Origin of the sequence: Aeribacillus composti (assembly GCF_007827555.1) — a bacterium.
Taxonomy (GTDB): Bacteria; Bacillota; Bacilli; order Bacillales; family Aeribacillaceae; genus Aeribacillus; species Aeribacillus composti.
Map to the genome: position 1 here is coordinate 44,863 of NZ_VISS01000003.1, position 24,155 is coordinate 69,017.

The 24,155-nt window shown below is 39.1% G+C and carries 23 protein-coding genes and 1 pseudogene; 15 read left to right on the forward strand and 9 right to left on the reverse strand.

Annotation, left to right across the window (positions count from 1 at the left end; genetic code table 11):
- Positions 1 to 206: 206 nt before the first annotated feature.
- The 7 genes and pseudogenes from FB379_RS18685 to FB379_RS02390 form a co-directional block, all read left to right on the forward strand.
- A pseudogene (locus FB379_RS18685) lies at positions 207 to 453 on the forward strand (IS256 family transposase); the annotation flags it as partial.
- Positions 454 to 802: 349 nt separating this feature from the next.
- Entirely contained in the window at positions 803 to 1,531 is a 729-nt protein-coding gene (locus FB379_RS02365) for an amino acid ABC transporter ATP-binding protein (RefSeq protein WP_066247113.1), read from the forward strand.
- A 21-nt stretch (positions 1,532 to 1,552) separates the two neighbouring features.
- Positions 1,553 to 2,419, forward strand: a complete 867-nt coding sequence (locus tag FB379_RS02370; protein WP_066247116.1) for a glutamate ABC transporter substrate-binding protein — start codon at positions 1,553 to 1,555, stop codon at positions 2,417 to 2,419.
- Positions 2,420 to 2,482: 63 nt separating this feature from the next.
- Positions 2,483 to 3,136 carry an amino acid ABC transporter permease gene (locus FB379_RS02375; protein WP_144596865.1) on the forward strand — a complete coding sequence of 218 codons (654 nt, stop codon included), beginning with the start codon at positions 2,483 to 2,485 and terminating at the stop codon, positions 3,134 to 3,136.
- 122 nt (positions 3,137 to 3,258) lie between these two features.
- Positions 3,259 to 3,909 carry an amino acid ABC transporter permease gene (locus FB379_RS02380; protein WP_117017463.1) on the forward strand — a complete coding sequence of 217 codons (651 nt, stop codon included), beginning with the start codon at positions 3,259 to 3,261 and terminating at the stop codon, positions 3,907 to 3,909.
- A 61-nt stretch (positions 3,910 to 3,970) separates the two neighbouring features.
- Positions 3,971 to 5,236 (forward strand): sensor histidine kinase, encoded by a 1,266-nt coding sequence (locus FB379_RS02385; protein WP_144596868.1) that lies wholly within the window; start codon positions 3,971 to 3,973, stop codon positions 5,234 to 5,236.
- A 32-nt stretch (positions 5,237 to 5,268) separates the two neighbouring features.
- Positions 5,269 to 6,204: a response regulator gene (locus FB379_RS02390; RefSeq protein WP_066247125.1), complete on the forward strand. Its 936-nt coding sequence runs from the start codon at positions 5,269 to 5,271 to the stop codon at positions 6,202 to 6,204.
- Between the two features lie 179 nt (positions 6,205 to 6,383).
- Here FB379_RS02390 and FB379_RS02395 read toward each other — a convergent pair whose 3' ends face one another.
- The 4 genes from FB379_RS02395 to FB379_RS02410 all read right to left on the reverse strand — a co-directional run bounded on the left by FB379_RS02395 (position 6,384) and on the right by FB379_RS02410 (position 9,814).
- Complete coding sequence (locus tag FB379_RS02395) at positions 6,384 to 6,758, reverse strand: hypothetical protein (RefSeq protein WP_144596870.1); 375 nt, start codon at positions 6,756 to 6,758, stop codon at positions 6,384 to 6,386.
- Between the two features lie 160 nt (positions 6,759 to 6,918).
- Complete coding sequence (locus tag FB379_RS02400) at positions 6,919 to 7,869, reverse strand: hydroxymethylglutaryl-CoA lyase (protein WP_144596872.1); 951 nt, start codon at positions 7,867 to 7,869, stop codon at positions 6,919 to 6,921.
- Positions 7,870 to 9,078, reverse strand: coding sequence for a CaiB/BaiF CoA transferase family protein (locus tag FB379_RS02405; RefSeq protein WP_066247132.1), 1,209 nt, complete (start codon positions 9,076 to 9,078; stop codon positions 7,870 to 7,872).
- 19 nt (positions 9,079 to 9,097) lie between these two features.
- On the reverse strand, positions 9,098 to 9,814 hold the full coding sequence (locus FB379_RS02410; RefSeq protein ID WP_158640150.1) for a FadR/GntR family transcriptional regulator: 717 nt from the start codon (positions 9,812 to 9,814) through the stop codon (positions 9,098 to 9,100).
- Between the two features lie 318 nt (positions 9,815 to 10,132).
- Here FB379_RS02410 and FB379_RS02415 point away from each other — a divergent pair, with 318 nt between their 5' ends.
- Entirely contained in the window at positions 10,133 to 10,900 is a 768-nt protein-coding gene (locus FB379_RS02415; RefSeq protein WP_066247136.1) for an inositol monophosphatase family protein, read from the forward strand.
- A 190-nt stretch (positions 10,901 to 11,090) separates the two neighbouring features.
- Here the strand turns inward: FB379_RS02415 and FB379_RS02420 are convergent, their stop codons facing one another.
- The gene (locus FB379_RS02420; protein ID WP_130157907.1) at positions 11,091 to 12,029 is read right to left on the reverse strand and encodes an amidohydrolase family protein; all 939 of its coding nucleotides are present in this window, start codon (positions 12,027 to 12,029) and stop codon (positions 11,091 to 11,093) included.
- 20 nt (positions 12,030 to 12,049) lie between these two features.
- Entirely contained in the window at positions 12,050 to 12,829 is a 780-nt protein-coding gene (locus FB379_RS02425; protein WP_063388379.1) for an IclR family transcriptional regulator, read from the reverse strand.
- 211 nt (positions 12,830 to 13,040) lie between these two features.
- Here FB379_RS02425 and FB379_RS02430 point away from each other — a divergent pair, with 211 nt between their 5' ends.
- The 7 genes from FB379_RS02430 (at position 13,041) to FB379_RS02460 (ending at position 19,206) form a co-directional block, all read left to right on the forward strand.
- Complete coding sequence (locus tag FB379_RS02430) at positions 13,041 to 14,501, forward strand: aldehyde dehydrogenase (RefSeq protein ID WP_144596876.1); 1,461 nt, start codon at positions 13,041 to 13,043, stop codon at positions 14,499 to 14,501.
- A gap of 85 nt (positions 14,502 to 14,586) precedes the next feature.
- Entirely contained in the window at positions 14,587 to 15,372 is a 786-nt protein-coding gene (locus FB379_RS02435) for a 2-keto-4-pentenoate hydratase (protein ID WP_066247143.1), read from the forward strand.
- Between the two features lie 20 nt (positions 15,373 to 15,392).
- On the forward strand, positions 15,393 to 16,277 hold the full coding sequence (locus FB379_RS02440; RefSeq protein ID WP_144596878.1) for an acetaldehyde dehydrogenase (acetylating): 885 nt from the start codon (positions 15,393 to 15,395) through the stop codon (positions 16,275 to 16,277).
- On the forward strand, positions 16,270 to 17,316 hold the full coding sequence (gene dmpG, locus FB379_RS02445; RefSeq protein ID WP_144596880.1) for a 4-hydroxy-2-oxovalerate aldolase: 1,047 nt from the start codon (positions 16,270 to 16,272) through the stop codon (positions 17,314 to 17,316). The genes FB379_RS02440 and dmpG overlap by 8 nt, the downstream gene beginning before the upstream one ends.
- A 14-nt stretch (positions 17,317 to 17,330) precedes the next feature.
- The gene (locus FB379_RS02450) at positions 17,331 to 18,116 is read left to right on the forward strand and encodes a 2-keto-4-pentenoate hydratase (RefSeq protein ID WP_144596882.1); all 786 of its coding nucleotides are present in this window, start codon (positions 17,331 to 17,333) and stop codon (positions 18,114 to 18,116) included.
- A complete protein-coding gene (locus FB379_RS02455; protein ID WP_257790172.1) occupies positions 18,117 to 18,350 on the forward strand; it encodes a 4-oxalocrotonate tautomerase in 234 nt (77 codons plus the stop codon).
- A gap of 22 nt (positions 18,351 to 18,372) precedes the next feature.
- Complete coding sequence (locus tag FB379_RS02460) at positions 18,373 to 19,206, forward strand: DODA-type extradiol aromatic ring-opening family dioxygenase (RefSeq protein ID WP_094244966.1); 834 nt, start codon at positions 18,373 to 18,375, stop codon at positions 19,204 to 19,206.
- Positions 19,207 to 19,925: 719 nt separating this feature from the next.
- On the opposite strand, the gene FB379_RS02465 is transcribed toward FB379_RS02460, so the two are convergent.
- From FB379_RS02465 to FB379_RS02475, 3 genes are all read right to left on the reverse strand, one after another.
- Positions 19,926 to 20,951 (reverse strand): LLM class flavin-dependent oxidoreductase, encoded by a 1,026-nt coding sequence (locus FB379_RS02465; protein ID WP_094244965.1) that lies wholly within the window; start codon positions 20,949 to 20,951, stop codon positions 19,926 to 19,928.
- A gap of 619 nt (positions 20,952 to 21,570) precedes the next feature.
- A complete protein-coding gene (locus FB379_RS02470) occupies positions 21,571 to 22,785 on the reverse strand; it encodes an acyl-CoA dehydrogenase family protein (protein ID WP_063388388.1) in 1,215 nt (404 codons plus the stop codon).
- Between the two features lie 42 nt (positions 22,786 to 22,827).
- On the reverse strand, positions 22,828 to 24,087 hold the full coding sequence (locus tag FB379_RS02475) for an acyl-CoA dehydrogenase family protein (protein ID WP_144596884.1): 1,260 nt from the start codon (positions 24,085 to 24,087) through the stop codon (positions 22,828 to 22,830).
- Between the last annotated feature and the right edge of the window lie 68 nt (positions 24,088 to 24,155).

Below are 24,155 nucleotides of genomic sequence, written 5' to 3' on the forward strand. Positions count from 1 at the left end.
CCCATGTCTTGATGATCGCTTCCAAAAGCGAGCCCGTATAATGTTTATAAAAGGGAAATTCGCGTTTGAAATTCCGAGTTTCGATCTTAGCACCAAAAGGGCATCAGTCTAATCGATCTCCGGGTAAAGAAAACGCATGGAAGTCGTTTCGGCAGTTTGCATCGGAATAATTGAGTAAATTTTAAAAGAGAAGCCCGATCTTGAGTCTCGCCTTCATGAACCTAAGCAGTAATCGAAGTGTGATGTACACGATAAATACCATCCAACGAGCGATCAAGGAGATTCGGAAACGTCTAAAGCCGATGAACAGTTTAAGCAGTTAAGAATCCGCTGAAAAAGCAGTATATTTGACCTTTCAAACTTTTAGCGAGAAATAGGCAGAACGAAAAGTTGCGAAGATTTGCAGAAGCGCAGGAAGCCCTCCAGCGAAAATTCGAAGAACGTAACAATTAATCATATATGGCAGATTCATTGCGTTTACTGCTTATTGATGCCTCTTTTTTATGGTTTAAAAACGTTAATATTTTTAGAATTTGACCCCCTAGACAGTCTCCCGCAAAGGAAATCGGTTCCCTATCAATTCCAAATTCATTCAGAAATATTGTATCTGCCCCGCATTACATAAAATTTTTTAAAGTATCCCCATTTATACCATTCTCTACTTTTGTAAAAAAATATGACAAGGTTTTTTATTTGGTTTTTGTAATTTTTTGTAGATTTTCGTAGATTTAATTTAACATTAATTTAGAATTTGTTAAATATTTTAAAAATTATTTACATATAGAAAGGAGGGGGTTGATTAATGATCATTTTCCATGAAGTAAATAAACATTACGGAAAATTCCATGTTCTGCAAAATATCAATCTGCATATTAAACAAGGGGAAGTTGTCGTCATTATCGGTCCTTCAGGATCCGGGAAAAGTACACTCGTTCGTTGTATTAACAGGCTTGAAACAATTTCTAGTGGAGAATTAATAGTAGATAATGTAAAAGTTCATGACAAAAAAACAGATATAAATAAATTACGCCGCAACATCGGGATGGTATTTCAACATTTTCATCTTTATCCTCACAAAACCGTCCTACAAAACATTACGCTAGCTCCTATAAAAGTGTTAGGAATTGCAAAAGAAGAGGCTGAAAGAACTGCAATGTACTATTTAGAAAAAGTAGGAATACCTGATAAGGCAAATTCCTATCCATCCTCTCTATCCGGAGGACAACAACAGCGTGTTGCAATTGCCCGTGGTCTTGCAATGAAACCAAAAATCATGTTGTTTGATGAACCAACTTCTGCACTGGATCCAGAAACAATCGGAGAAGTGTTAGACGTCATGAAAAAGCTGGCGAAAGAAGGGATGACCATGGTGGTTGTAACACACGAAATGGGTTTTGCCCGAGAAGTTGCAGACCGAATTGTGTTTATTGATCAAGGGAAAATTTTGGAGGTTTCAACACCTGAAGAATTTTTCTCCAATCCAAAAGAAGAAAGAGCAAAAAATTTCCTAAACAGAATATTAAATCATTAAATATGAAGGGGGATGTTATATATGAGCTTTCGATCATTCTGTAAGAAAATACTTTCCATTTCTTTAATTTCTATTTTATGTATATCTATTTTGTCAGCCTGCGGCGGAAAAACTACTACTAATACTACTGCAGAACAAGAAAAAACAGAAAATTCTTCCGACAATCAAAATACGTTAGAAAAAATAAAAGAAAGGGACAAATTGATTGTCGGCGTAAAATATGATTTAAATCTTTTCGGACTTAAGGATCCTAAAACCGGAAAGGTGGAAGGGTTTGATATCGATATTGCTAAAGGTTTAGCTAAAAAAATATTAGGAGATGAAAATAAAATCGAACTGAAAGAAGTAACTTCTAAAACGCGAATTCCTCTTTTAAACAATGGCGATATCGACTGTATCATTGCCACAATGACTATATCGGAAGAGCGCAAAAAAGAAGTAGATTTTTCAGATGTTTATTTTATGGCCGGACAATCTTTACTTGTGAAGAAAGACAGCAAAATCAACGGTATTTCTGACGTCAAAAAAGGTGTAACCGTTTTAACTGCAAAAGGATCTACTTCCGCTCAAAATATTCGTGAAAAAGCACCAGAAGCAACTGTTTTAGAATTTGAAAATTATGCTGAAGCCTTTACTGCTTTAAAAGCTGGTCAAGGAGATGCTTTGACAACAGATAATGCTTTATTACTAGGAATGGCAAAGCAAGATCCTAATTTCCGAGTCGTTGATGAAACATTTACAGAAGAACCTTATGGAATTGCTGTCCGCAAAGGTGATACAGAATTTGTAAATACAATTAATGAATATTTAAAAGAAATTAAAGAAAACGGCGAATATGACAAAATTTATGAGAAATGGATCGGAGACGTACCAAAAAATGAAAAATAATTTGATAAACAGATGAGCGGTTTTTCACCCTCATCTGTTTCTTCCTGAAAGGAGTGATTATATTTGTTGAATTTTTCCATACTCATTGATCATTGGGATATGTATATAGAAGGCTTTTTTAATACAATAAAAGCTAGTGTATTCGCTATGATTGCAAGCTTAGTTGCAGGAACAATTATCGCTATTTTCCGTATAGCTCCCTTTCGACCACTCAATTGGCTTGGCACGATGTACGTGGAATTTATCCGAAACATCCCGTTGATGTTAATAGTATTTGTATTCTTTTTTGCTCCTTCCGCTTTGGGGTTACGCATTAATTCTTTTTTGGCAGGAACACTAGGTCTTACAACTTATACAGCCGCATTTATCGCCGAGTCGATACGTGCAGGTATTCAAGCAGTACCGAAAGGTCAAATGGAAGCTGCCCGTTCTTCCGGTTTAACATACGTACAAACGATGTGGTATATTATTTTGCCACAAGCAATTAAAATTGTTATCCCTCCATTAGGAAATCAATTTCTTAATCTTGTGAAAAACTCGTCTGTACTCGGTGTAATTGCTGGCTTAGATCTCATGTATTTCGGTGATTTAATATCTTCTGAAACATTCGTAACATTTGATGTATATATTTTTGTTGCTATGTTTTACTTGCTGTTAACTATTCCTTTAAGCTTAAGTGTCAGTTTTCTTGAACGCAGACTAGCAAAAAATAGATAAAGAGGATAGCCCTCTACCATGTAAATATATTGAATAAATTCAATTTGTATCCACTAACATGAGGTTAAGAATCTATAGGTGTTAAAGAATTGGGAGAAATTATAGAGGGAGGGGAAAACAAAATGGATTTTATTGGTGCTTATTCACCCAGTCATATCATATTTCTCTTGAAAGGATTTTCTGTCACCCTACTTGTTGCTTTTATATCCATTACCCTTAGTTTTATATTCGGCATCATGATCGGTGTATTGCGTTACACAAAAGTTCCGGTCATTAGTCACCTACTGGCCGTTTGGGTGGAAACGATTCGAAACTTACCGTTATTATTAATTATTTTCTTTACGTTTTTTGCTCTTCCAGAAATAGGGTTAAAATTAGATAAAATGGCCGCTGCCATTTTAGCATTAGTAGTTTTTGAATCTACTATGTTGTCAGAAATTGTTCGAAGTGGATTAAATTCCATTGAAAAAGGTCAAATAGAAGCTGCTCGTTCTTCTGGATTAAATTATTTGCAAACTTTATGGTATATTATACTGCCGCAAGCTTTACGCCGGATGGTTCCGCCAATTGTCAGTCAATTCATTTCACTACTAAAGGATACTTCTTTTGCTGTCGTGATCTCTTTACCAGAATTAATGAATCATGCACAAATCATTAATGGCAAAAATATCAACTATGTCATTCCGATCTTTATTTTAGTTGCTCTCATGTATTTTACTGTAAATTATTTATTATCATTAGTTTCAAGACGGTTGGAAAACAAATATATCTAAATAGACGTTTCGTAGGTTTCTGGCCATAATGGTATTATAATTGTCTATGAGGGAGAATGCGATGAATAACCGCCTTTGGACACTTGTTGTCCTTGTTTTCACTACTGCACTTCTGGGAGAAATGAAAATCAATCCTTTTGATAATTTTTTTCGATTTTCATTAGGAAGTGCAATTTTCTTCTTTGGATTACTATCTTTTCGATCTGCTCCTATCCTTGTAACTGGATTTAGTACTGGCATTTTTGTTTTGCTGTTTCGGATGATGATCGATCTTATATTAGGGCGAGTCTTTTGGATCGACAGTTTCTTTATCCATTTACCAGCTGCCTTTTACTATTTTAATTTTACTTTACTCGTTTATGTTACAAAAATTCAAAAATATTTAAAAACTCCCATTCGTGTAGGAATCATTGGAGCATGCATTGATTTTTCATCTAATATGGTGGAATTATCTTTTCGCATACTAATACAAGAACAATTTACCCTCACGTTAGAAACTATTTGGATGCTACTATTATTTGGGATTTTAAGAAGTTTTTGCGCAGTAGGGCTTTACAATATTTTAAATCTTTCTCAATTAAAAGCCATAAGCGAAGCGCGACAACATGAACTCGAACGTCTCGTTATGATCAATACAAGCCTTTATGAAGAAACATTTTTTTTGCGGAAATCAATGAGCCATCTAGAAGATATTACTAGAAAAAGCTATCAACTATATATGCGTTTAATGGAATTAGAAAATAAAGAGGCAAGTACAGCCCTTTATATTGCTGAACATGTTCATGAAGTGAAAAAAGATTCACAAAAGATTTTGGCAGGATTATCTAAACTAATGAGTCAAGAGCAACTAAACCTTCATATTTCCATTACAGATATTTGCGATTTAGTTATTAAAACAAATCAAAAATATGCAGAAGCTTTAGAAAAGTCAATTCAATTCCAAAAAAAATGTGATATTGACTCATGTACTAACCATGTATATGCTCTTCTATCTGTATTAAACAACCTTGTTTCAAACGCAGTCGAAGCAATACATCATTCAGGTTGGGTTGAACTGCGTGTAGTGGAAGATAATCACAGCATAAAATTTTTCGTAACCGACTCCGGTATTGGTATATCCGAGGAAGATCAAGACTGGATTTTTGAACCCGGATTTACAACAAAATTTGACAAAAACGGGAATCCATCAACAGGAATCGGTTTGACACACGCCCAAAAAATTGTACAAAATTTAAATGGTTCAATACAATTATCAAATGAAAAAGGACCACCTACTCAATTTATAGTAACGATACCAAAAGATCAGCTGTTTAAAACGCTTACATAGGTATTCCATAATAAAGAAAGGGGGGGAACATGATGTACCTTCGCTTCTTCCTAATTGAAGACGATCCTGTTGTTAGAAGAATGTTGGAAAAAATAATAACAGACAGCGGGCTTGGAAAAGTTATCGGGCAAGCAGATGATGGGATTAATGTTTCAATCGATCAACTCAAAAATGTGGATGTTATTCTAATTGATCTATTGATGCCTCGACTAGACGGCATTCAAACAATGAAAAAATTGAGAAGCGAAGGATTCACCGGTCCCTTTATTATGATTTCTCAAGTTGAAAATAAAGAAATGGTCGGTGAAGCATACTTGCAGGGTGTCGACACATACATTCAAAAACCTATTAACAAATACGAAGTTGTTTCCGTTTTAAAACGAGTTGCCAACCATCTTGCCTTATCTTCTTCACTTATATCTATTCGCAATTTATTAGAAGTAATGGATGATAAAGATAAAGATCAGCAAACATTTTTAAAAGCTTCTACATATTCTGCAAAGCATTCGATTGAGGAAAAAGCTTGCCATCTCCTTCTCACTTTAGGCATTGCTGGCGAGACGGGAACTTCTGACATATTAGCAGTGATAAAATGGCTAGAGGCTCGAGAACAGAATGGAAAAAATATACACGACCTTCCTCAATTAAAAGACTTATACAAACAAATTTTGCTGCAATCTGGCAATCATTTTGATGAAGAATCTCTACAAAAGGAATTGCGTGCCATGGAACAGCGTATTCGCCGAATAGTTTTACAAACATTCACCAATTTAGCTTCAATTGGATTAACTGATTATACAAACCCTAATTTCGAACATTACGCCCCCCGTTTATTTGATTTTGAAGAAATCCGCCAACGAATGGAGGAACTAAAAAATGGAGAAAAGACAACAAAATGCCGATTGAGCATAAAAAAATTTATAACTGCACTTTATTTGGAGACAAAAGAAGAAATGAATTTCCACTAGTTTCTTACATATATAGTAAAAATTATTTTTCATCAGCATCTCTTGTCCACCTCCACCGATGAATTGGAATCTATTCCCGGCAATCTGTTGACACATGTTATATCTTAATCCTTTCTTTTATAAGGGAAATGATCCGCCGAATATAAAGTTGCAAGAAAGCAATGATCATCATACTATGTCTACTGCACAATAAAAAACTTAACCACCGCACGAATGATATGATACCCTTTATAGTTGACCGAAAAAAGAAAGCTCATGGAAGGGATTTTTATGTGGAAAGCCTTCGATAACATATAATATAACAATCGGTTAAGTCCAAATTTTTTTGTAAATTTCCCTCTTTGATAGAAACATGGATCTGATGGCTTGACGTGGCAGGTAAATCCGGCAAGTCTTCCTGTCGGTCGTCTTCCCGAACAAATGATCATGTTGTCAAGGAACGTTGCGGCAGGGATCTTGCCCAGAATTCCACGTTCTCCTTGATACAGCGAATGAGTCATCGCCAGAGTTTTCGAATTCACCATTCGAGTTTCTTGCTCTTTCGTTTTCAACAACCGTCTTTAGCTCCTGTCACTTTTCTGCCCTGCTATGACTCTTTATTCAATGCCTAACAGATTGGGTTTACGCATTTCAACTGGCTCTTTTTTTTTGACGGCAAAAAATTGATCGATCTTATTAGATCGATCTAAAAATATGTTTTCCATACCAATCATTTTACTTTTCTAATTTTTCCTGAGCAGTTGGTTTTGGACTCAATTTCGAACAAGGTCCTGCCTGAAGCATGTAGCTTCCTCCATCATGACCGAGCATGTTTCTTACATCTTTTGCAACGTCAATTATGCGATCTAAATGAATTCCAGTCTCAATCCCCATCTCTTCTAGTGAATGAACTAAATCCTCTGTTGCAATGTTACCCGTTGCTCCTGGTGCATATGGGCATCCGCCGAGACCTGCGACAGAACTGTCAAAATGGATGACACCTTGCTGCAAAGCGGCAACCACATTCGCCAACGCCATTCCGCGCGTATTATGGAAGTGCATGGAGAAAGTCATGTGAGGAAATTCCTTTTTTAATACGCCAAGATATTGATAGACTTGTTTTGGATTGGCCATTCCAGTCGTGTCAGCAAGCGAAACTTCAGTTATCCCCATTTTCTTATATCGATCTACAATTGTTACTATTTTTTCTAAAGGCACTTTTCCTTCGTACGGACATCCAAATGCAACGGAAATTGATCCTCCTACTTCAACATTATGTTTTTGCGCCAAATCGACAATAGGTTCAAATCCTCTTTGCGCTTCTTCCACAAGGCAGTTTGCATTTGATAAACTATGCGAATCTGTTGCCGAGAGCATAAGCTTCAATTTCTTTATTCCAGCCGCAATTGCTCTTTGGGCCCCTTTTACATTTGGCACTAAAGCCCGAAATTTAATATGCGTTAAATCTTCTATCCCTTTCACAACTTCCTCGGCGTCTTTCAACTGCGGAATTGCTTTCGGATGAACGAACGATGTCACTTCTATCGATTGAACTCCTGTGTTCGCAAGCGCACGGATAATTTTTATTTTTTGCTCAGTCGGAATCCATTGATCCTCTGATTGAAACCCGTCGCGCGGCGCAACTTCGCAAATGATGACCCTTGCAGGAAACATGACATCACTCATTTAAATGACTCCTTTCTCTTTTAACTCGGCAAGCTCCTGTTTTGATAACCCTAATTTTCCGCCTAATATTTCTTCATTATGCTCTCCAAGCTCAGGAGCGCGGTAACGAATGGTTCCAGGAGTTTTTGAAAAATTAGGAACGACGCCCGGCACTTTTACTTTTCCAAGCCGAGGATGCTCAACTTCTACTATGTTTTTCCTAGCTTGATAATGTTCATTTTCAAAAATATCTTTAATACTTAAAATCGGACTGACAGGCACACCGTACAAATCCAATTTTTCCTGCAGCTCCTTCAGCGTAAACTGGCGTATCCAGTCAGAGACAATCTTTTGTACTTCATCGTCATGTTTTAAACGTTGTGAATTTGTATAATAACGTTCATCCTCAAGCATATCTGTTCGTTCCATTGCTTCTGCAAGCCGATTAAAAGTTGAATCAGTACTGCAAACAAGAACAACATATTTTCCATCCTTCGTTTCATATGTTCCTGCAGGACTTGAATGTCCGGCCAACCCGGGTGTTCTTTCTCTTACTATACCGTTTTGGTCATATTCAGCTACTAAAAATTCGAGCATTCGGAAAATCGATTCATATAATCCCATTTCGACTACTTGCCCTTCTGGATCATCAGTTTTATCACGGTAATATAATGCACTGACCGCAGCAAATGCAGTATATACACCAGTGATATAATCAAGCAATGAATAAGATGGGCTGACAGGCGGTCTGTCCGGATACCCTTGGATATAAGTATGGCCGCTGAAAGCGGTGCACGGAGTTCCGAACCCGGCTTTTTCGCGATACGGTCCTGTTTGACCGTAGCCGGAGATTCGAACCATAATCAATTTAGGATTTGCTTTTTTCAATTCTTCATACCCTAGCCCCCACTTTTCAAGAGTACCGGGGCGAAAGTTTTCAATTAAAATATCCGTATTTTTTATAAGTTTTTTTAAAATTTCTTTTCCTTCTTCTTTCCGTATATCTAAAGTAACTGATTTTTTGTTGCGGGCAAGCCCTGGCCATCTGAGCGGCTCATTCCCCTTCCAAGGGCCTACAGTCCGCAAAGTATCACCTTTATTGGGCAATTCAATTTTCGTCACTTCGGCGCCAAGGTCAGCTAACAGCGTTGCCCCAAAAGGAGCAGCGATCATAGTCGATATATCCAAAATATTTACTCCTGTTAACGGACCATATTTTCCTTTTTCCATCGTATCCCCCTCCAAAACATTAATTTTTCTCTGGCAGCATGCCTAATACATTGCTTCGCAAATTGCTTAAATGGACTTTCATCGCTTCCGATGCTTTTGCTTTATCTTTCTGTTTCACGGCTTCCAAAATCGCTTCATGTTCAAAAAAAGATTCAGAATAACGCGCTTGCGTCTGCAACGTTTGCTTTCGCACTTGCCGGTATAAATTCAAATTCGTATCCATAAATGAGATGAACACAAAATTATGTGTTGCTTGGGCGAGAGATAAATGAAAGTTGCTGTCTGCATCTATTTCCTCTTCCGGATTTTTTAACTTTTCTTCCATTAATTTCAATGCTTTTTCCATCTTTTCTATATCTTCTTTTGTTGCCCTTTCGCATGCTATTTCAGCAATTTTTGGCTCCAATGCTTCCCGGGCCTCCAAAAATTGAATCACTGTTGTTTTTTCGAGTACATCAATAGGGTTGATCTGATATTTCAAAATCAAGCTTTGATCGACTTTTTGAACGAACCGTCCGCCGCCTGGTTTTGAAATAATGATTCCTTCCGATTCTAAAACTCTGCATGCTTCCCGCAAAGAAGTCCTGCTGCACCCGAGAATTTTCGCCAATTCACGCTCCGGAGGCAGGCGGTCATTTGGTTTTAGTTTTCCTTCTTCTATCAGCTGCTTAATTTGATCAACAATTTTTTCGTAAACTCTCGTATTGGTGAGCTCATTAAATATATTGGATTTCATAAACATGTTCCTTTCATTTTTTTCGGACTGTTGGGCAGTCCAATTTTATTAAAATTATAATATTCTGTCATTAAATCGTCAAGCCGCTGCACCATCGAACATGTAAAACACCGTAAGATATGAAGAGAAAAGCGTTCAATGCAAGATGTAAGATGATTTTTCTTATCCAGGGCATTTCATTTCTCATGTGGAAACCTTTCATTACACTTCTAAAGCAAGTGTGTGTTAACATTCCATCTATTCCTAAATTTCTTGAAATATATTATAATTAATTAATAGCAATCAATCATTGATTCACTTTTCCGAAGGAGGAACGCAATGTATAAGCAATATTTGCCTTTTGCGATAAAGTTAGCTAAAGAGGCCGGTGAATTGATTCGGCCGTATGCAGGAAAAGCTGGGCAGCAAACATTAAAGTCAGCAAAAGATTTTGTGACTGAAATGGATTTGAAAGCTGAAAAGCTGATCATTGATCGCATTCAGGAGACATATCCTGATCACCGCATATTCAGTGAGGAAGCCGGCAGCATTGGGGGAAAGGATGAATTTGAATGGGTGATTGACCCTATTGACGGGACCATCAACTACAGTTTCGGCGTTCCGCTTTACGGAGTTTCCATCGCCCTAACCTATCAAAATGATCCAGTCGTCTCTGCTATATCATTGCCTGCTTTTGGGGAAACGTATTGGGCAGCAAAGGGAGAAGGAGCCTATTTAAATGGAAATGCTATAAACATTCGAAATGCCAGCCTGGCGGAAGCTTTTATTTCCATTGGCGATTTTGCAAAGGACGCCAATAAACAAACGAATAAAGAGCGCATTTCATTGCTTGAAAACATTGTAAACGACGTTTACCGAGTCAGAATGATCGGAACAGCTGCTGTCACTTTAGCCTACATTGCTTGCGGCAAACTTGATATCGCAGTCTACTATAAGCCTAATTTTTATGATATTGCTGCTGGACAGCTGCTTGTGTGCGAAGCGGGCGGAGCTATACAAACGATCGGAAATTATACTGTCATTGCTGATCAAAAAATAATAGACGAGATAGCACCTTTACTGCCTGTTCAGCACACAACGGCATAAAAGCAGTCCGCAAGTCTAGACTGCTTTTATGCTTTTCTGCTGCCATATAATACAACGACATTTCCGTTTTCATGATGCTGAGCCCGTTCGTGAAATAACGTTTTGCTAACAAAAACCGGAACGATGATTCAAAAGATAAATCATTTAGCGATTGATTGTCCAGCCTGCTGGCTTAAAAGACGAAAAGCTTTTAAAAATCTATTAATGAACTTGCCCCTTTGCAATGCTTTTCATTTGGAGGCCAGACAGAAAGGTCGAACGGAAAATCGGAGCCAGGCACTACTCGATCTTCTCCCACTATTCGCACTAAATAGTCAATGCTTGCTTGCTCCCACAAAACATTGTCATACCAAAAACGCTTTAAGTATTCTTTCGGAGAGGATGTTAATTTTTTTGAAACCGCTTCCCATTCTTCGTATCCTTTTTCAATTCTGCCGATTTGGTAAGGCAAAAATCCTCCGCCATGGGCAAATAATATTTTCACATTTGGAAATCGATCAATCAATCCGCTTAATAAAAGATCTGTAGCACAAATCGTTGTTTCCCACGGAACACCGATTAAATTTGGCATCATTCTTCTTTTCAAGCGAGGATCTTCGCTCAATAACGGATGAATGAAAACAATCGCTTTCAACCGATCGGCTTCTTCAAAAAATGGGATAAAAAATTCATCTGACAGCATATGATTAGCTGCCCCAGGACCGATAATGGCTCCTTTTAACCCTTTTCCCATCGCATCGTTCAAGATTTGTGCAGCTTTATCCGGGTTATTTAACGGAACCGTTGCCAGCGCAGACAATTTTTCCGGGAAAGATTGCACAAGCCGCGCTAATGAATCATTATACACGCCGGATAGTTCAGCAGTGATTTCTTCCGGAAACTCGTACATAAAAAGCTGCGGTATCGGCGAAATGACGGAATGATGAACTCCCGCTTTCAATTGTTCGTTTAAAAAAAGGGTTAAATCTAAAAAAGATTTTTTTAATTCAAATCCCCATTTTTGATTAACAATCAAAAACTCTTCCTTATCCTTTTCTTTTTTCACCCATTCAGCATGAATAGTTTCTTTATGTTCTTTTACCCATTCCATCACGCCTTCAGGGATGAAATGTGTATGAAAATCATACATCTCTCCACTCTCCCACCAAATTAAGAAAAATTCAAATACCCCATTCTTTCAGAAATTTCCTTGCTGGCTGCGATCACTTGTTTCGCCATCGCTTTAAGCTTGTAAGAATTGATTCGTTGTTTTGGACCGACTACAGAAAGTGCTGCAATAACCTTTCCGGTATAATCATAAATCGGGGCGGCAATGGAATTAACTCCCTCGGACAATTCTTCAATGCTAACGGCATACCCATTCTCCCTTACTTTTTTTAAATGATCTCTCAGCTTCTCAGGATCCGTAATCGTATTTTTAGCAAAACGCTTTAACCCTTTAGATATAATTTTTTCGACCGTTTCATTTTCCGAAAATGCAATTAAAACTTTTCCAGAGCTCGTGCAATAAGGCGGATTGCGTCTCCCGATATGGGTTAAAAATCTTACGGGGTGATTGCACTCTACTTTTTGCAAATAAACAACTTCTAAATTGTCCAATACAGAAATATGGGCAGTTTCACCGGTTGTTTCGACCAGTTTATTTAGTACAGGCTGCGATTCTCTGTAAATATCCATATTGCTGAATAGCACGCCGCTTAAAGATAAAATGGATAATCCCAATCTGTATTTCTTCGTTTCTGAATCTTTATAAACAAATCCTTCACTTGCCAACGTCTTCATTGTCCTGCTGACTGTGCTTTTATTTAATCCTAGAGAATTGGATAAATCGCTTATTTTTTTTTCTGGCTCTTCCATTGTAAAGCTTTTCAATATTTTCAGCGCATTTTTGATGGAAGAAAGCTGATTTTTCTCATCTTTTCCATTCAATGTACACCCTCCCCCTCTACATCAATTTTCTTTATACGAGAATATATCAAATATATGAACAACTGAAAAGCAAAAAATTAAATATTTCGATATTTTTAAAAATTTTTATATTTGTTGCATATATAGCAATTTAGAAGTTGAAAGTGCAACATAGGGAAACTACCATTAAAGTCACAGTTGAAATTTATGATGATATTCGGGAGGGTGAATCATGCCAATCAACTCAAACGGAACGATTAACTGCTTGCATTTTATTAACGGACAATTTGTTGAATCCGATAACAAAAGGACCTTTGACAATATTAATCCTGCAACTGAGGAAGTAATCGGAACAGTCGCTGAAGGAGGAAAAAAAGAAGTCGACTATGCCGTTTCCGCTGCCAAAAGGGCTTTGAACGGTCCTTGGAAAAACATAACATTAACGGAGCGTTCAAAAATTTTGCGGCGAATTGGCGATTTAATCCAAGAAAGACAGGATGAGCTTGCACGATTGGAATCATTGGATACAGGAAAACCGCTATCTCTTGCCAAAAAAATTGACATTCCCCGTGCTGCCTATAACTTCCACTTCTTCGCAGACTACATCATTTCGATTACGAATGAAGCTTATCAGCAAGATGATCAGGCCATTCATTATGCACACAGACGCCCAGTCGGAGTAGTGGGAATTATCAAGCCTTGGAATTTACCTCTTTTATTATTGACCTGGAAGCTGGCTCCATGTTTAGGAATGGGCAACACAGCTGTTATTAAACCTGCAGAGTGGACTCCTTTAACCGCTACTGCATTAATGGAAATTTGCAAAGAGGCCGGTGTTCCGGACGGAGTTGTCAACCTTGTTCATGGCTTCGGTCCAAACTCCGCTGGGGCAGCAATTGCCGAACATCCTGACATTGACGCCATTTCCTTTATCGGTGAACCCGGTACAGGAGCAGCCATTATGAAAGCAGCATCTAATTCCTTGAAAAAACTTTCATATGAATTGGGCGGCAAGAATCCAAACATTATTTTTGCCGATTCAGATTTAGATGAAGTCATTGAAACTACCATCAAATCAAGCTTTATTAACCAAGGCGAAGTTTGTCTTTGCGGTTCAAGAATTTATGTAGAGCGCCCAGCTTATGAAGAGTTTTTAGAAAAATTTGTAAAGAAAACAAAAGAATTAAAGATTGGCGATCCATTTGAAAATGGCACAGATGTCGGCGCACTCGTAAGCATGGAACATTACGAACGCGTCAACAGCTACATCGACATAGCCAAGCAAGATGGGGCAGAAATTTTAACAGGCGGAAAGCGTCCAGACGGATTAGATAAGGGTTATTATCTCGAACCTACAATCATAACTGGTTTGGATCGAAATTCCCGCTGCGTACGGGAAGAAATATTCGGCCCAGTTGTAACTGTCTCTCCGTTTGACATGGAGGAGGAAGTTATAGCCCAAGCCAATGATACACATTACGGATTAAGCGCAACTATTTGGACAAATAATTTACGGCGTGCACACAGGGTGGCACATCAAATTGAAGCAGGCATCATTTGGGTCAACACCTGGTTCCTGCGTGATTTACGAACGCCGTTTGGAGGAATGAAGCACAGCGGAATTGGCAGAACGGGCGGCATGCACAGCTTAGATTTTTATACAGAGCTTTCAAACATAACGATAAAGCTATAATTTCAGGTGCCGTTGAAACATAAGGAGTATGTTAAAATAGCCTGCTTACCAAATCATTCTGTCTGAATGAGAAAGGAAGGAAAAAATGTTAACAACGAAAATTGCCAACTTTGCCAATCAACTGCAGGAAGCTGAAGCTTTAAACAAGGCGACAGATCCTCTTACTTCCGTTGATCCGAATCTGACTGCCGAAGAAGCTTATCTTATACAACTGGAAAATATAAAAAGAAAGGTCGATCAAGGTCAAAAAATTGTCGGAAAAAAAATCGGCTTAACATCTTTAGCAATGCAAAAGCTGCTTGGAGTCGATGAACCGGACTATGGACATTTATTAGATTACATGGTCGTTGAAAACGGCGGAAGCATTTCCATGAAAAAAGTTTTGCAGCCGCGAGTAGAAGCTGAAATTGCCTTCATTTTAAAAAAGGAGCTTAAAGGTCCAAACGTAACCGCTTTAGACGTGATCTTAGCAACTGACTATATTGTTCCGGCATTAGAAATTGTCGACAGCCGCATTAAAGATTGGAAAATCAAGCTGGCTGACACCATTGCCGACAACGCTTCATCCGGATATTTCTTATTGGGAGGAAAACCGGAAAAAATAGAAAATGTTGATCTCGAATTAATTGGAATGAGCTTGACAAAAAACGGGGAACTAGTCAATACCGGTGTCGGCGCAGCAGCATTAGGCAATCCGGCAAACTGTGTCGCATGGCTCGCCAACAGGCTGGCTGATTTTGATATTTCATTACGTCCCGGAGAAATCATTTTATCAGGCGCTCTATCCAGAGCCGCTGATGCACAAGCTGGAGACGTCTTTACGGCGCGGTTCGCTCATCTCGGGCATGTAACTGTATCATTTACAGAATAATAGATTGAAAGGAGAATTTTATGAATAAAGTAAAGGTTGGAATTTTAGGGTCCGGCAACATCGGAACAGATTTAATGTACAAAATCCGTCGATCAGATGTGTTGGAGCTTACAACGGTCATCGGAATTGACCCCTCATCGGACGGATTAAAAAAAGCAAAAGATTTCGGATATTACACGATTGATACCGGCATTAAAGGTTTTTTAGAAAATCCCGATCTAGCGGATATTCTATTTGATGCCACCTCCGCAAAAGCTCATATACGCCATGCAAAATTGCTGAAGCAAGCAGGGAAAAAAGTTCTTGACTTAACACCTGCTGCCGTCGGTCCGTCTGTCATACCTCCTGTAAATATTGCTAAACATTTGGATGCCGACAACATTAATTTAATTACATGCGGAGGCCAAGCGACGATTCCGATCGTTCATGCCATCAACAAAGTTCAGCCTGTCAAATATGCAGAAATTGTGGCAACGATTTCAAGCAAAAGCGCCGGTCCCGGAACTAGAGCAAATATTGACGAGTTTACCGAAACGACAGCGCGCGGAATCGAGGAAATCGGCGGCGCTAAAAAAGGGAAGGCTATCATTATTTTAAACCCTGCTGAACCGCCGATTATGATGAGAGATACGATATATTGCCTTGTAGAAAATGATTTTGTCGATCAAAAAAAGATTACTCAATCCGTCAAAGATATGGTGGAAGTAGTCCAATCTTATGTACCGGGCTATCGCTTAAGACAAGAACCTCTCTTTGACGGAAATAAAATAACAGTTTTTATTGAAGTGGAAGGCGCTGGAGACTATTTGCCGACTTATTCAGGCAATTTGGATATCATGACAGCCGCAGCAGTGAAAGTGGCGGAGGAATGGGCGAAAAATATTACTTCTAAAGTGAATGTTTAAGGAAGGAGTGAATATCGTGGGAGAACGTAACATACTGATTACTGAAGTCGCTTTAAGAGACGGCAGCCACGCGATTCGACATCAATATACTGTGGATCAAGTCGTAGCCGTCGCAAAAGGGTTGGATGATGCCAATGTACCTTATATTGAAGTTTCGCACGGAGACGGTTTAGGTGGCTCATCTCTGCAATACGGACTTTCTTTAACAAATGAAATGGAATTGATCGAAGCCGCTGTATCTACTGTCACGAATGCCAAAATTGCTGTTTTGCTTTTGCCGGGAATCGGGACAATGAAAGAATTAAAACAAGCTGCACAGCTGGGGGTAAAAATGGCGAGAATCGCCACTCATGTAACAGAAGCGGATATTTCAGCACAGCATATTGCTTTCGCAAAAGAATTAGGATTGGAAACTGTCGGTTTTTTGATGATGGCCCATATGGTTCCAACAGAAAAACTGGTTGAGCAAGCAAAGCTTATGGAGAGCTATGGAGCTGATGTTGTATACGTTGTCGATTCAGCTGGCGCTTTTCTGCCGCATGAAGTAAAAGAAAGGATTCAAGCTTTAAAAAACAGCTTGTCAATTGAAATCGGATTCCATGGCCATAACAATCTTTCCCTAGCAATGGCCAATACATTAGCAGCCATTGAAGAAGGAGCGACGCGGATTGACGGAAGCATCCGCTGCTTAGGCGCCGGTGCAGGCAACACTCAAACGGAAGTATTAATCGCGGTGCTCAACCGTTTAGGAAACAACACCGGAATCGATTTATACAAAATTATGGACGTAGCCGAAAACATAGTAGCCCCCATTTTGGAAAAGCCGCAAGAAATTACAAAAGATGGACTAATACTCGGATATGCTGGAGTATATTCAAGCTTCCTGTTGCATGCACAAGCTGCCAGCAAAAAATTCGGAATTGATTCGCGCGACATATTAGTTGAGCTTGGCAAAAGAAAGGTTGTTGGCGGTCAAGAGGATATGATTATTGATGTAGCTGCTGAAATTTCAAAACAAAAACAAACGGCACATACTTAAGGAGGATGCAGCAAATGGCTGGCGCAGATATAAAAAAAATTGCTGACTACTTAGTAACAGCGGAAAAGGAAAAACGTGAAGTAAAAAAGGTAACGGCCTCATTAAAACCGGATTTGTCCGTCGAAGAAGCCTACGCCATTCAACAAGAGATTGTCAATATGAAAATAAATGAAGGTCACCGTATCATCGGTCCAAAAATGGGTTTGACAAGTTTTGCTAAGATGAAGCAAATGAAGGTCAATGAGCCTATTTACGGCTATGTATTCGATTATATGGTGATCAATAACGGCGGAGCATTGCCTTTTCATGACTTAATCCACCCAAAAGTGGAGGCGGAAATCGCTTTTGTATTAAAAGAAGATATTGAAGGACCTGGTGTCAATGGTGCACAGGTGCTTGCGAAAACAGAATACGTGATGCCGGCTCTTGAGATCATCGACAGCCGATATGAAAATTTTGATTTTACGCTTCCTGATGTAATCGCTGACAATGCGTCAACATCCCGGGTTGTATTCGGAACGTCTTTGAAAAAGCCGGAAGGATTAGAACTTGATTTAGTTGGATCGACTCTTTCCATAAACGGCGGAATAAAAGAGTTAGGAGCCGGAGCCGCTGTGCTTGGCCATCCTGCCCATTCCGTCGCTCTGCTTGCCAATATGTTATCACGAAAAGGACAAAAGCTGCGTGCAGGTGATGTCATTCTAACAGGAGGAATCACGAGCGCCGTCTTGATAAACAAAGGCGACTATGTCACAGGAAAATTTGACGGATTGGGCGAAGTAAGCTTCCATGTTGTTTAAATAGCGAAAGAAAAAAATTTCTTACCTGATAGGAGGGATGACATGCCTTTTGTTACTATTCAAATCATGGAGGGCAGGCCGCCAGAGAAAATAAAGGAGTTAATTCAAAATGTAACAAATACTGTATCGGAAACGCTCGATTCACCAAAAGAAAACATCCGCGTTTTAGTGACAGAGGTGCCAAAAACCCATTGGGGAATTGCGGGCAAACCCGCATCTGAAGTAAGAAAATAATTTTAAAGGAGGAGAAGTAGCGATGACGATTGAGCTGGCTATGTTAGCGCCTCATGTGCCAAGCATGTGCCATTTTGACCAAGTCCCCGACTTTCAAAAGAATATGGCCATTGAAATGCAAAAGATGTCAAAGACAATTTATGATTTAAAACCGGATGCCATCGTTCTTGTTTCCTGCCATTGGCCGTCGACTTTTTTCCATTATGTTGATTGCACTCCTGTCCATAAGGGCATTTTAACCGCTTTTGAATGTCCTGATTTAATTCGTGATGTTCCATATGAATATCCCGGAGATAAACAGCTTGGTGATGAACTAGTAAAAATCGGTCAAGATGCTGGACTGCAAGTTGTAGGAATAGACGACCCTTACTATGTTTGGGATTACGGAACGGTTGTGCCTCTTAGATACCTTGTGCCGAATGAAGACATACCTGTTGTGAATTTGTCCGTGACGATGGCTGCCACTTTAGATGAAACGTATAAATGGGGACAGCTGATTGCAAAAGTATTAAAAGAAAGCGAAAAGAAAATTGTATTTGTTTCAAGCGGCGCACTTTCCCACAATTTAGTCCGCGGCAGACACAATAAACCGACCGCTTCAGAACATGCACTAGATAAACAATTCATTAGTTATATATTAAACAAAGAATATGATGCAGCCTATCAAATGCTTCCTCAATACGCCCGTCTGGCAAAGGTAGAATCAGGAGGAAGACATCTCGCCATGCTATTAAGCATGCTTGAAGACGATGACCAACCGAAATATTGGGCAGACGGCCAATCTTCCGGCAGCTGGAACGCACTGATCACATTTGAGAAAGTAAGTCAGCCGGCAGCCCCAAAAGTTAAGAACTAACATTCAATCAATAATAAAGAAACATGCCGTCGTTTAAAAAACAACAACGTTTTGAAAAAAAATATTTTGAACCTCCTGTTTTGTAAGCGTTTACTGTTATTTTATAAGGCTATTAGAATTGGAATATTCCCTGAAATGGCATCTTTTTTTGCCTAGTTTCAGCAATTCTCTTAAAATCGCATCATATAAAAAATGTTGCGGGGCTGTCCAAAAAGTCAGGATTAACTGACTTTTTGGAGCCCCTTCATTTTAGGAACTTATCGGACAGGTCATTTTTTCTATCTTGTTTATATCCTTCAGAAGTCTATGAAGGACTTTTCTTATGCTCTCTTTCTGAATTCGTTCTTCAAAAGTTTTATGACAGACATTCAGCACATACAATTGCTTCTAGTTGACTTCATGCCTCTATGAAGGACAGGATTTTTTTGTCCTTCACAGTAGTATTGCTCCAAAATCCTTCATTTTAGGAACTCATCGGGCAGCCCATTTCAGAAAAGTTATAACTACATCAAATATCTGCTATCAGAGAAATAATAGCAAGCTGTCAGCAAAGCTGATAGCCTGTTTCGAGAATCCACAATTCATAAACATCGTTGCTTTTATGACAGCATAAATAACATTTCTGAAAAAGGAGTCTGCCGCTCTCAGATCTCTTCCCGAACTGAAAAAGTTAAACAGTATTGATAGTTGCCGAAAATAACATATTTAAAATAAAAGAACTACATTTCATTCTTTATCTCAGATAAAATACGGTACGAATGCACGCGAGCCGAATGGTCGTATATATATGAAACAACCATTATTTCGTCTACCTGAGTGTCATCCAAAAATTTTTGAAGCTTCTCTTTTATTGTTTGCTTAGATCCAACAAACGAAAAATAAAGCTGATGGCGTACCGCTTCTTTTTCAAATTCATTCCACTCTCCATCCATGCTTTCAACAGGAGGCTGCAACAATCTAGAAGTTCCTCGGATCACGCCCAAAAACATTTGATACAAGCTGGTTGCAAGATACTTCGCCTCTTCATCGGTATCTGCTGCCACGACATTCACACACGCCAACGCATACGGCTCCTTCAAATGTTCTGACGGCTGGAACTGGTCACGATATATTTTCAGTGCTTCATATAAGTGATTCGGTGCAAAATGGCTTGCAAACCCAAAAGGAAGTCCAAGCTTTGCTGCAAGCTGAGCGCTATACGTACTTGATCCAAGCAGCCAAACAGGAACATTTAATCCCTCACCAGGAACTGCGCGTACATATCCTTTCCGCTTCTCTTTCGGAGCAAAATAATTGATGAGTTCTTGGACGTCGTTTGGAAATTCTGATACTGACCCATGTAAATTTCTTCGCAATGCCATGGATGTCACCTGATCTGTTCCAGGAGCACGTCCTATCCCTAAATCAATTCGACCTGGATACAACGACTCTAATGTCCCGAATTGTTCAGCAATCACAAGAGGAGCATGGTTCGGAAGCATGACGCCTCCAGATCCTACACGAATCGTTTTCGTACCTCCTGCAATATAGCCTATTAATACAGAAGTAGCTGAGCTTGCGATGCCCTCCATATTATGGTGCTCTGCAAGCCAATAACGTTTATATCCAAATCGTTCAACATTTTGCGCAAGGTCTAAACTGTTTTTGAATGTGTCAGCCGGCGTTTTCCCTAATAAAACAGGAGCCAAATCCAAAACTGAGAATTCAATCTCTTCCAGTCTTTTTTTCGCTTTAGAATTCGTCATTTTTTCAACTCCTTTTAAACTCTCCTTATAAGGATTGTAAAAAACTGTTCAATGGTATTACAAGGAATTTGCCTGCCGCACAACTTCTCACAGTGAAGAATGATTTGTGATTTTTTATGGTTCATAGAAGTCTAACGTGAAAATCTGTCTTTTCCCATAAACGTTGAAAAACCACTTTTAAGTCTCGCGCTTTCAGTTTTCCAATGCTTTCTTCTGTTTTAAAGTTGAAATGTTGTTTGTTATACGCTTCCCTGACAAGCAAAACTCTCGTCTACTTTCCTTGTAAATTATCAGCCACTTAAAATTGCAAATGTCCTCTTTTTTTTTTCACAAAATAAAACCTCACACCTACTATAAAAAAGAAGTGTGAGGCTTATTCATATAGTTCACCGAAATGGTTATATCTAGAGTTTTTAAAGTTTGGCAGAATAAGTCTTTAAAACACTGTAAAAAACAACAGATTTTTTGAGTAATTGGTCATTTATTCATTAATTCATAATTATTCTAACAGCGTTACAGACAATTGACCTACCGACTCATCCATTCATCATTATCCTAAATAGGCAGTAAAATTCTTACAGATTTCAGACTCCTAATAAAAATGCATTGCTGGTTTGGTTTATTTTCTTTCATTCTCATTCCAAAGATTCAACGGCAATTCTAATAAAATTTTTGCCACTTGGTCGCGGGCGATATTATTAGATGGAGCCATTGGGATACCTGCCCGGGCATCGCGGTAAAGCCGTTCAAAAGGTCCTTCAATATAGCCATAACCGCCCGCTACATCCATCGCAATTCGTGCAGCAAAATCTGCTGTTTCGGATGCTTTCACTTTAAATTCTATGACTTCGGATGCCAATGAGCTTATAGGTTGCCCTTCTGCCAGCAATTCATCATAATGTCTTGCTAAATCTATCTGCCATGCTTTTAAACCTGCAATTCTTATTTTCACTTCTGCCAATTTTTCACGAATGACTTGATGGTCAGCCAAACTATTATTAAATCCTTTGTTAACTGCATTCTTAACATGTTTAACAGCCAGTTCTAGTGCACCTTGGGCAACACCGAGCCAAACAGATGCAATACCCAGTATATAAATAGGGTTTGCGCCTTCATCCATGATTTCTCTTCCTAACCCTTCGTATCCCACTAGATCGCGGCCGCTTACTTTTATATTGTTAAACGTAATTGGACCACTGTGGCTTCCTCTTACACCTAATGCATTCCATGGCTTTGCAACTATACCGTCATTATGGCCGTCAACGATAAAGAAGCTAATGTTACTAGGGTCGTCAGAATCAGGTGTTCTCGTTTGCAAAATATAAAAATCTGCTTGGCCTCCGCTTGTCGTAAAGGATTTTTCAGCATTAATGATATAATCGCTGCCATCGCGCTCAGCCTGGCTTAAGCTAAACCATACATGACCTCTTGTAGCTTTTTCACTAACAGCAAAGGTTCCGATCGCACCATCTCTGATAGGGAGCAGCCACCGTTTCTTTTGATCATCGTTTCCATATAAAACAATTACTTGTGCTGCTCCAACATGCATGGCATATACTAAAGCTGTTGACGCATCAACTTTCCCGATTTCTTCAGCCACGATGGAAAATCCTAAATATCCTAAATCTAATCCTCCCCATTTTTCAGAAAATGTTACTGAATTCCATCCTTCTTTCGCAAGGGCTAACAAACTTTCACGCGGGAACTCCCCACTCTTGTCAATTCGTTCAGCGCTTGGTTTAATGACTTCTTCAATAATTGGCTTAACTTTCTCCCTAATTTCCTCAATAAATGCTCTTGAATACTTTTTGTTAATTGTTTCATAGTTACTCATTTTTAAACGCTCCTTTTTATATATAAAATTTTTAAAACATCCTTAAAAGTAAACCTCTCTTATTGGAAGATCTGTACCGTTCACGACGTAGTCGCCAATAGCTCTAGCTTTGTAAACTGTTGGATTATGCGAAGCAAGAGTGCGAATATTACGCCAGTGACGGTCAAGATGTTTTGATTGTCTCGTTGCGGATGCCCCTCCAACCTCAAAAAGAAGCGTCGAGGCCTGTAAGGCAAGTTGATCTATAATAACCTTGGCCTGTGCAGCTCGCAGGGAAGCTTCATGGCTTAGAGAATAATCGATCACTCCATTAACTGCTGAATTCAGGGCAGCATCAATTGCATCTGCGGCAGCTAGAACAATAGTTTCTGCGGTAAACGCGCTGCTTGAGAGCTGTCCAATGACATGCTGCAGTTGCGGATCTTGTCGAGGTGTATCCGCAGCAGCAAAACTGAATGTCCGTGATCTTCCATGAACTAAAGCTTTAGCGTCTGTCACCACATTCCGCAAGATGCCCGCTATCACTCCATGCAAATAGAGCTGCAGAAAAGAGTTGAAAGGCGTTTTGGAGCCATCAATATATGTTATTTCATCTTGATTGACATACACATTGTGAAGACGTGTAGTACCGCTTCCTGTCCATTTTTGTCCGATGCCGTCCCAGTCATCTTCAATGATGACACCTTCACGATTTGTCGGAATTATTACCGATGCAGACCTTCCTTCATGAGTTGATGCCGTAACAACTACCCAGTCTGCATACAGTGTGCCGGTACTAAAGTATTTTTTGCCATTCAATAGGAAGCCTTCACCATCCGGTGATAAAGTTGTTTCAAAAACCAAATTTCCAGCATTATTGGATGAAATTTCAGCAGAAGCATTGCCGATGATTTCTCCATTGGCTACTCTTTGCAGCCACTTTTCACGGAGTTTTTCATCCGTAAGCAGCAAAAATTTCTCCACTTGGGAAAAGTGTGAACGAAGGCTGTGTGCGACATCTGGATCAGCTTCCGCTAAACGTATTAAAATTTGAAAAAGATCACGAATACTTGCACCGCTGCCGCCAAGTTCAACAGGTAATCGCAATGCTCCCAATCGAGATTTTCGGATTAAATCAAAGGCATAATATGGATGATCTTTACTCCCAGTACTTCTGCGTTTTTCAGCATCTTCTGCAATTGCAGCAATTAAGTATTCTAATTCTGGTGAATCAACTTTTACTGGGCTGGTAAAAGTTAGAGAATTTGATTCATCTTTATTTTTGAAGTTAATCCTTTGATTTAATGGTTTTTGGCTTGACATTCATCAAACACTCCTGTTTTGTTTTTTAAATTTACCAACCACATCTTTTTCGCTGTATTACCGCAAAA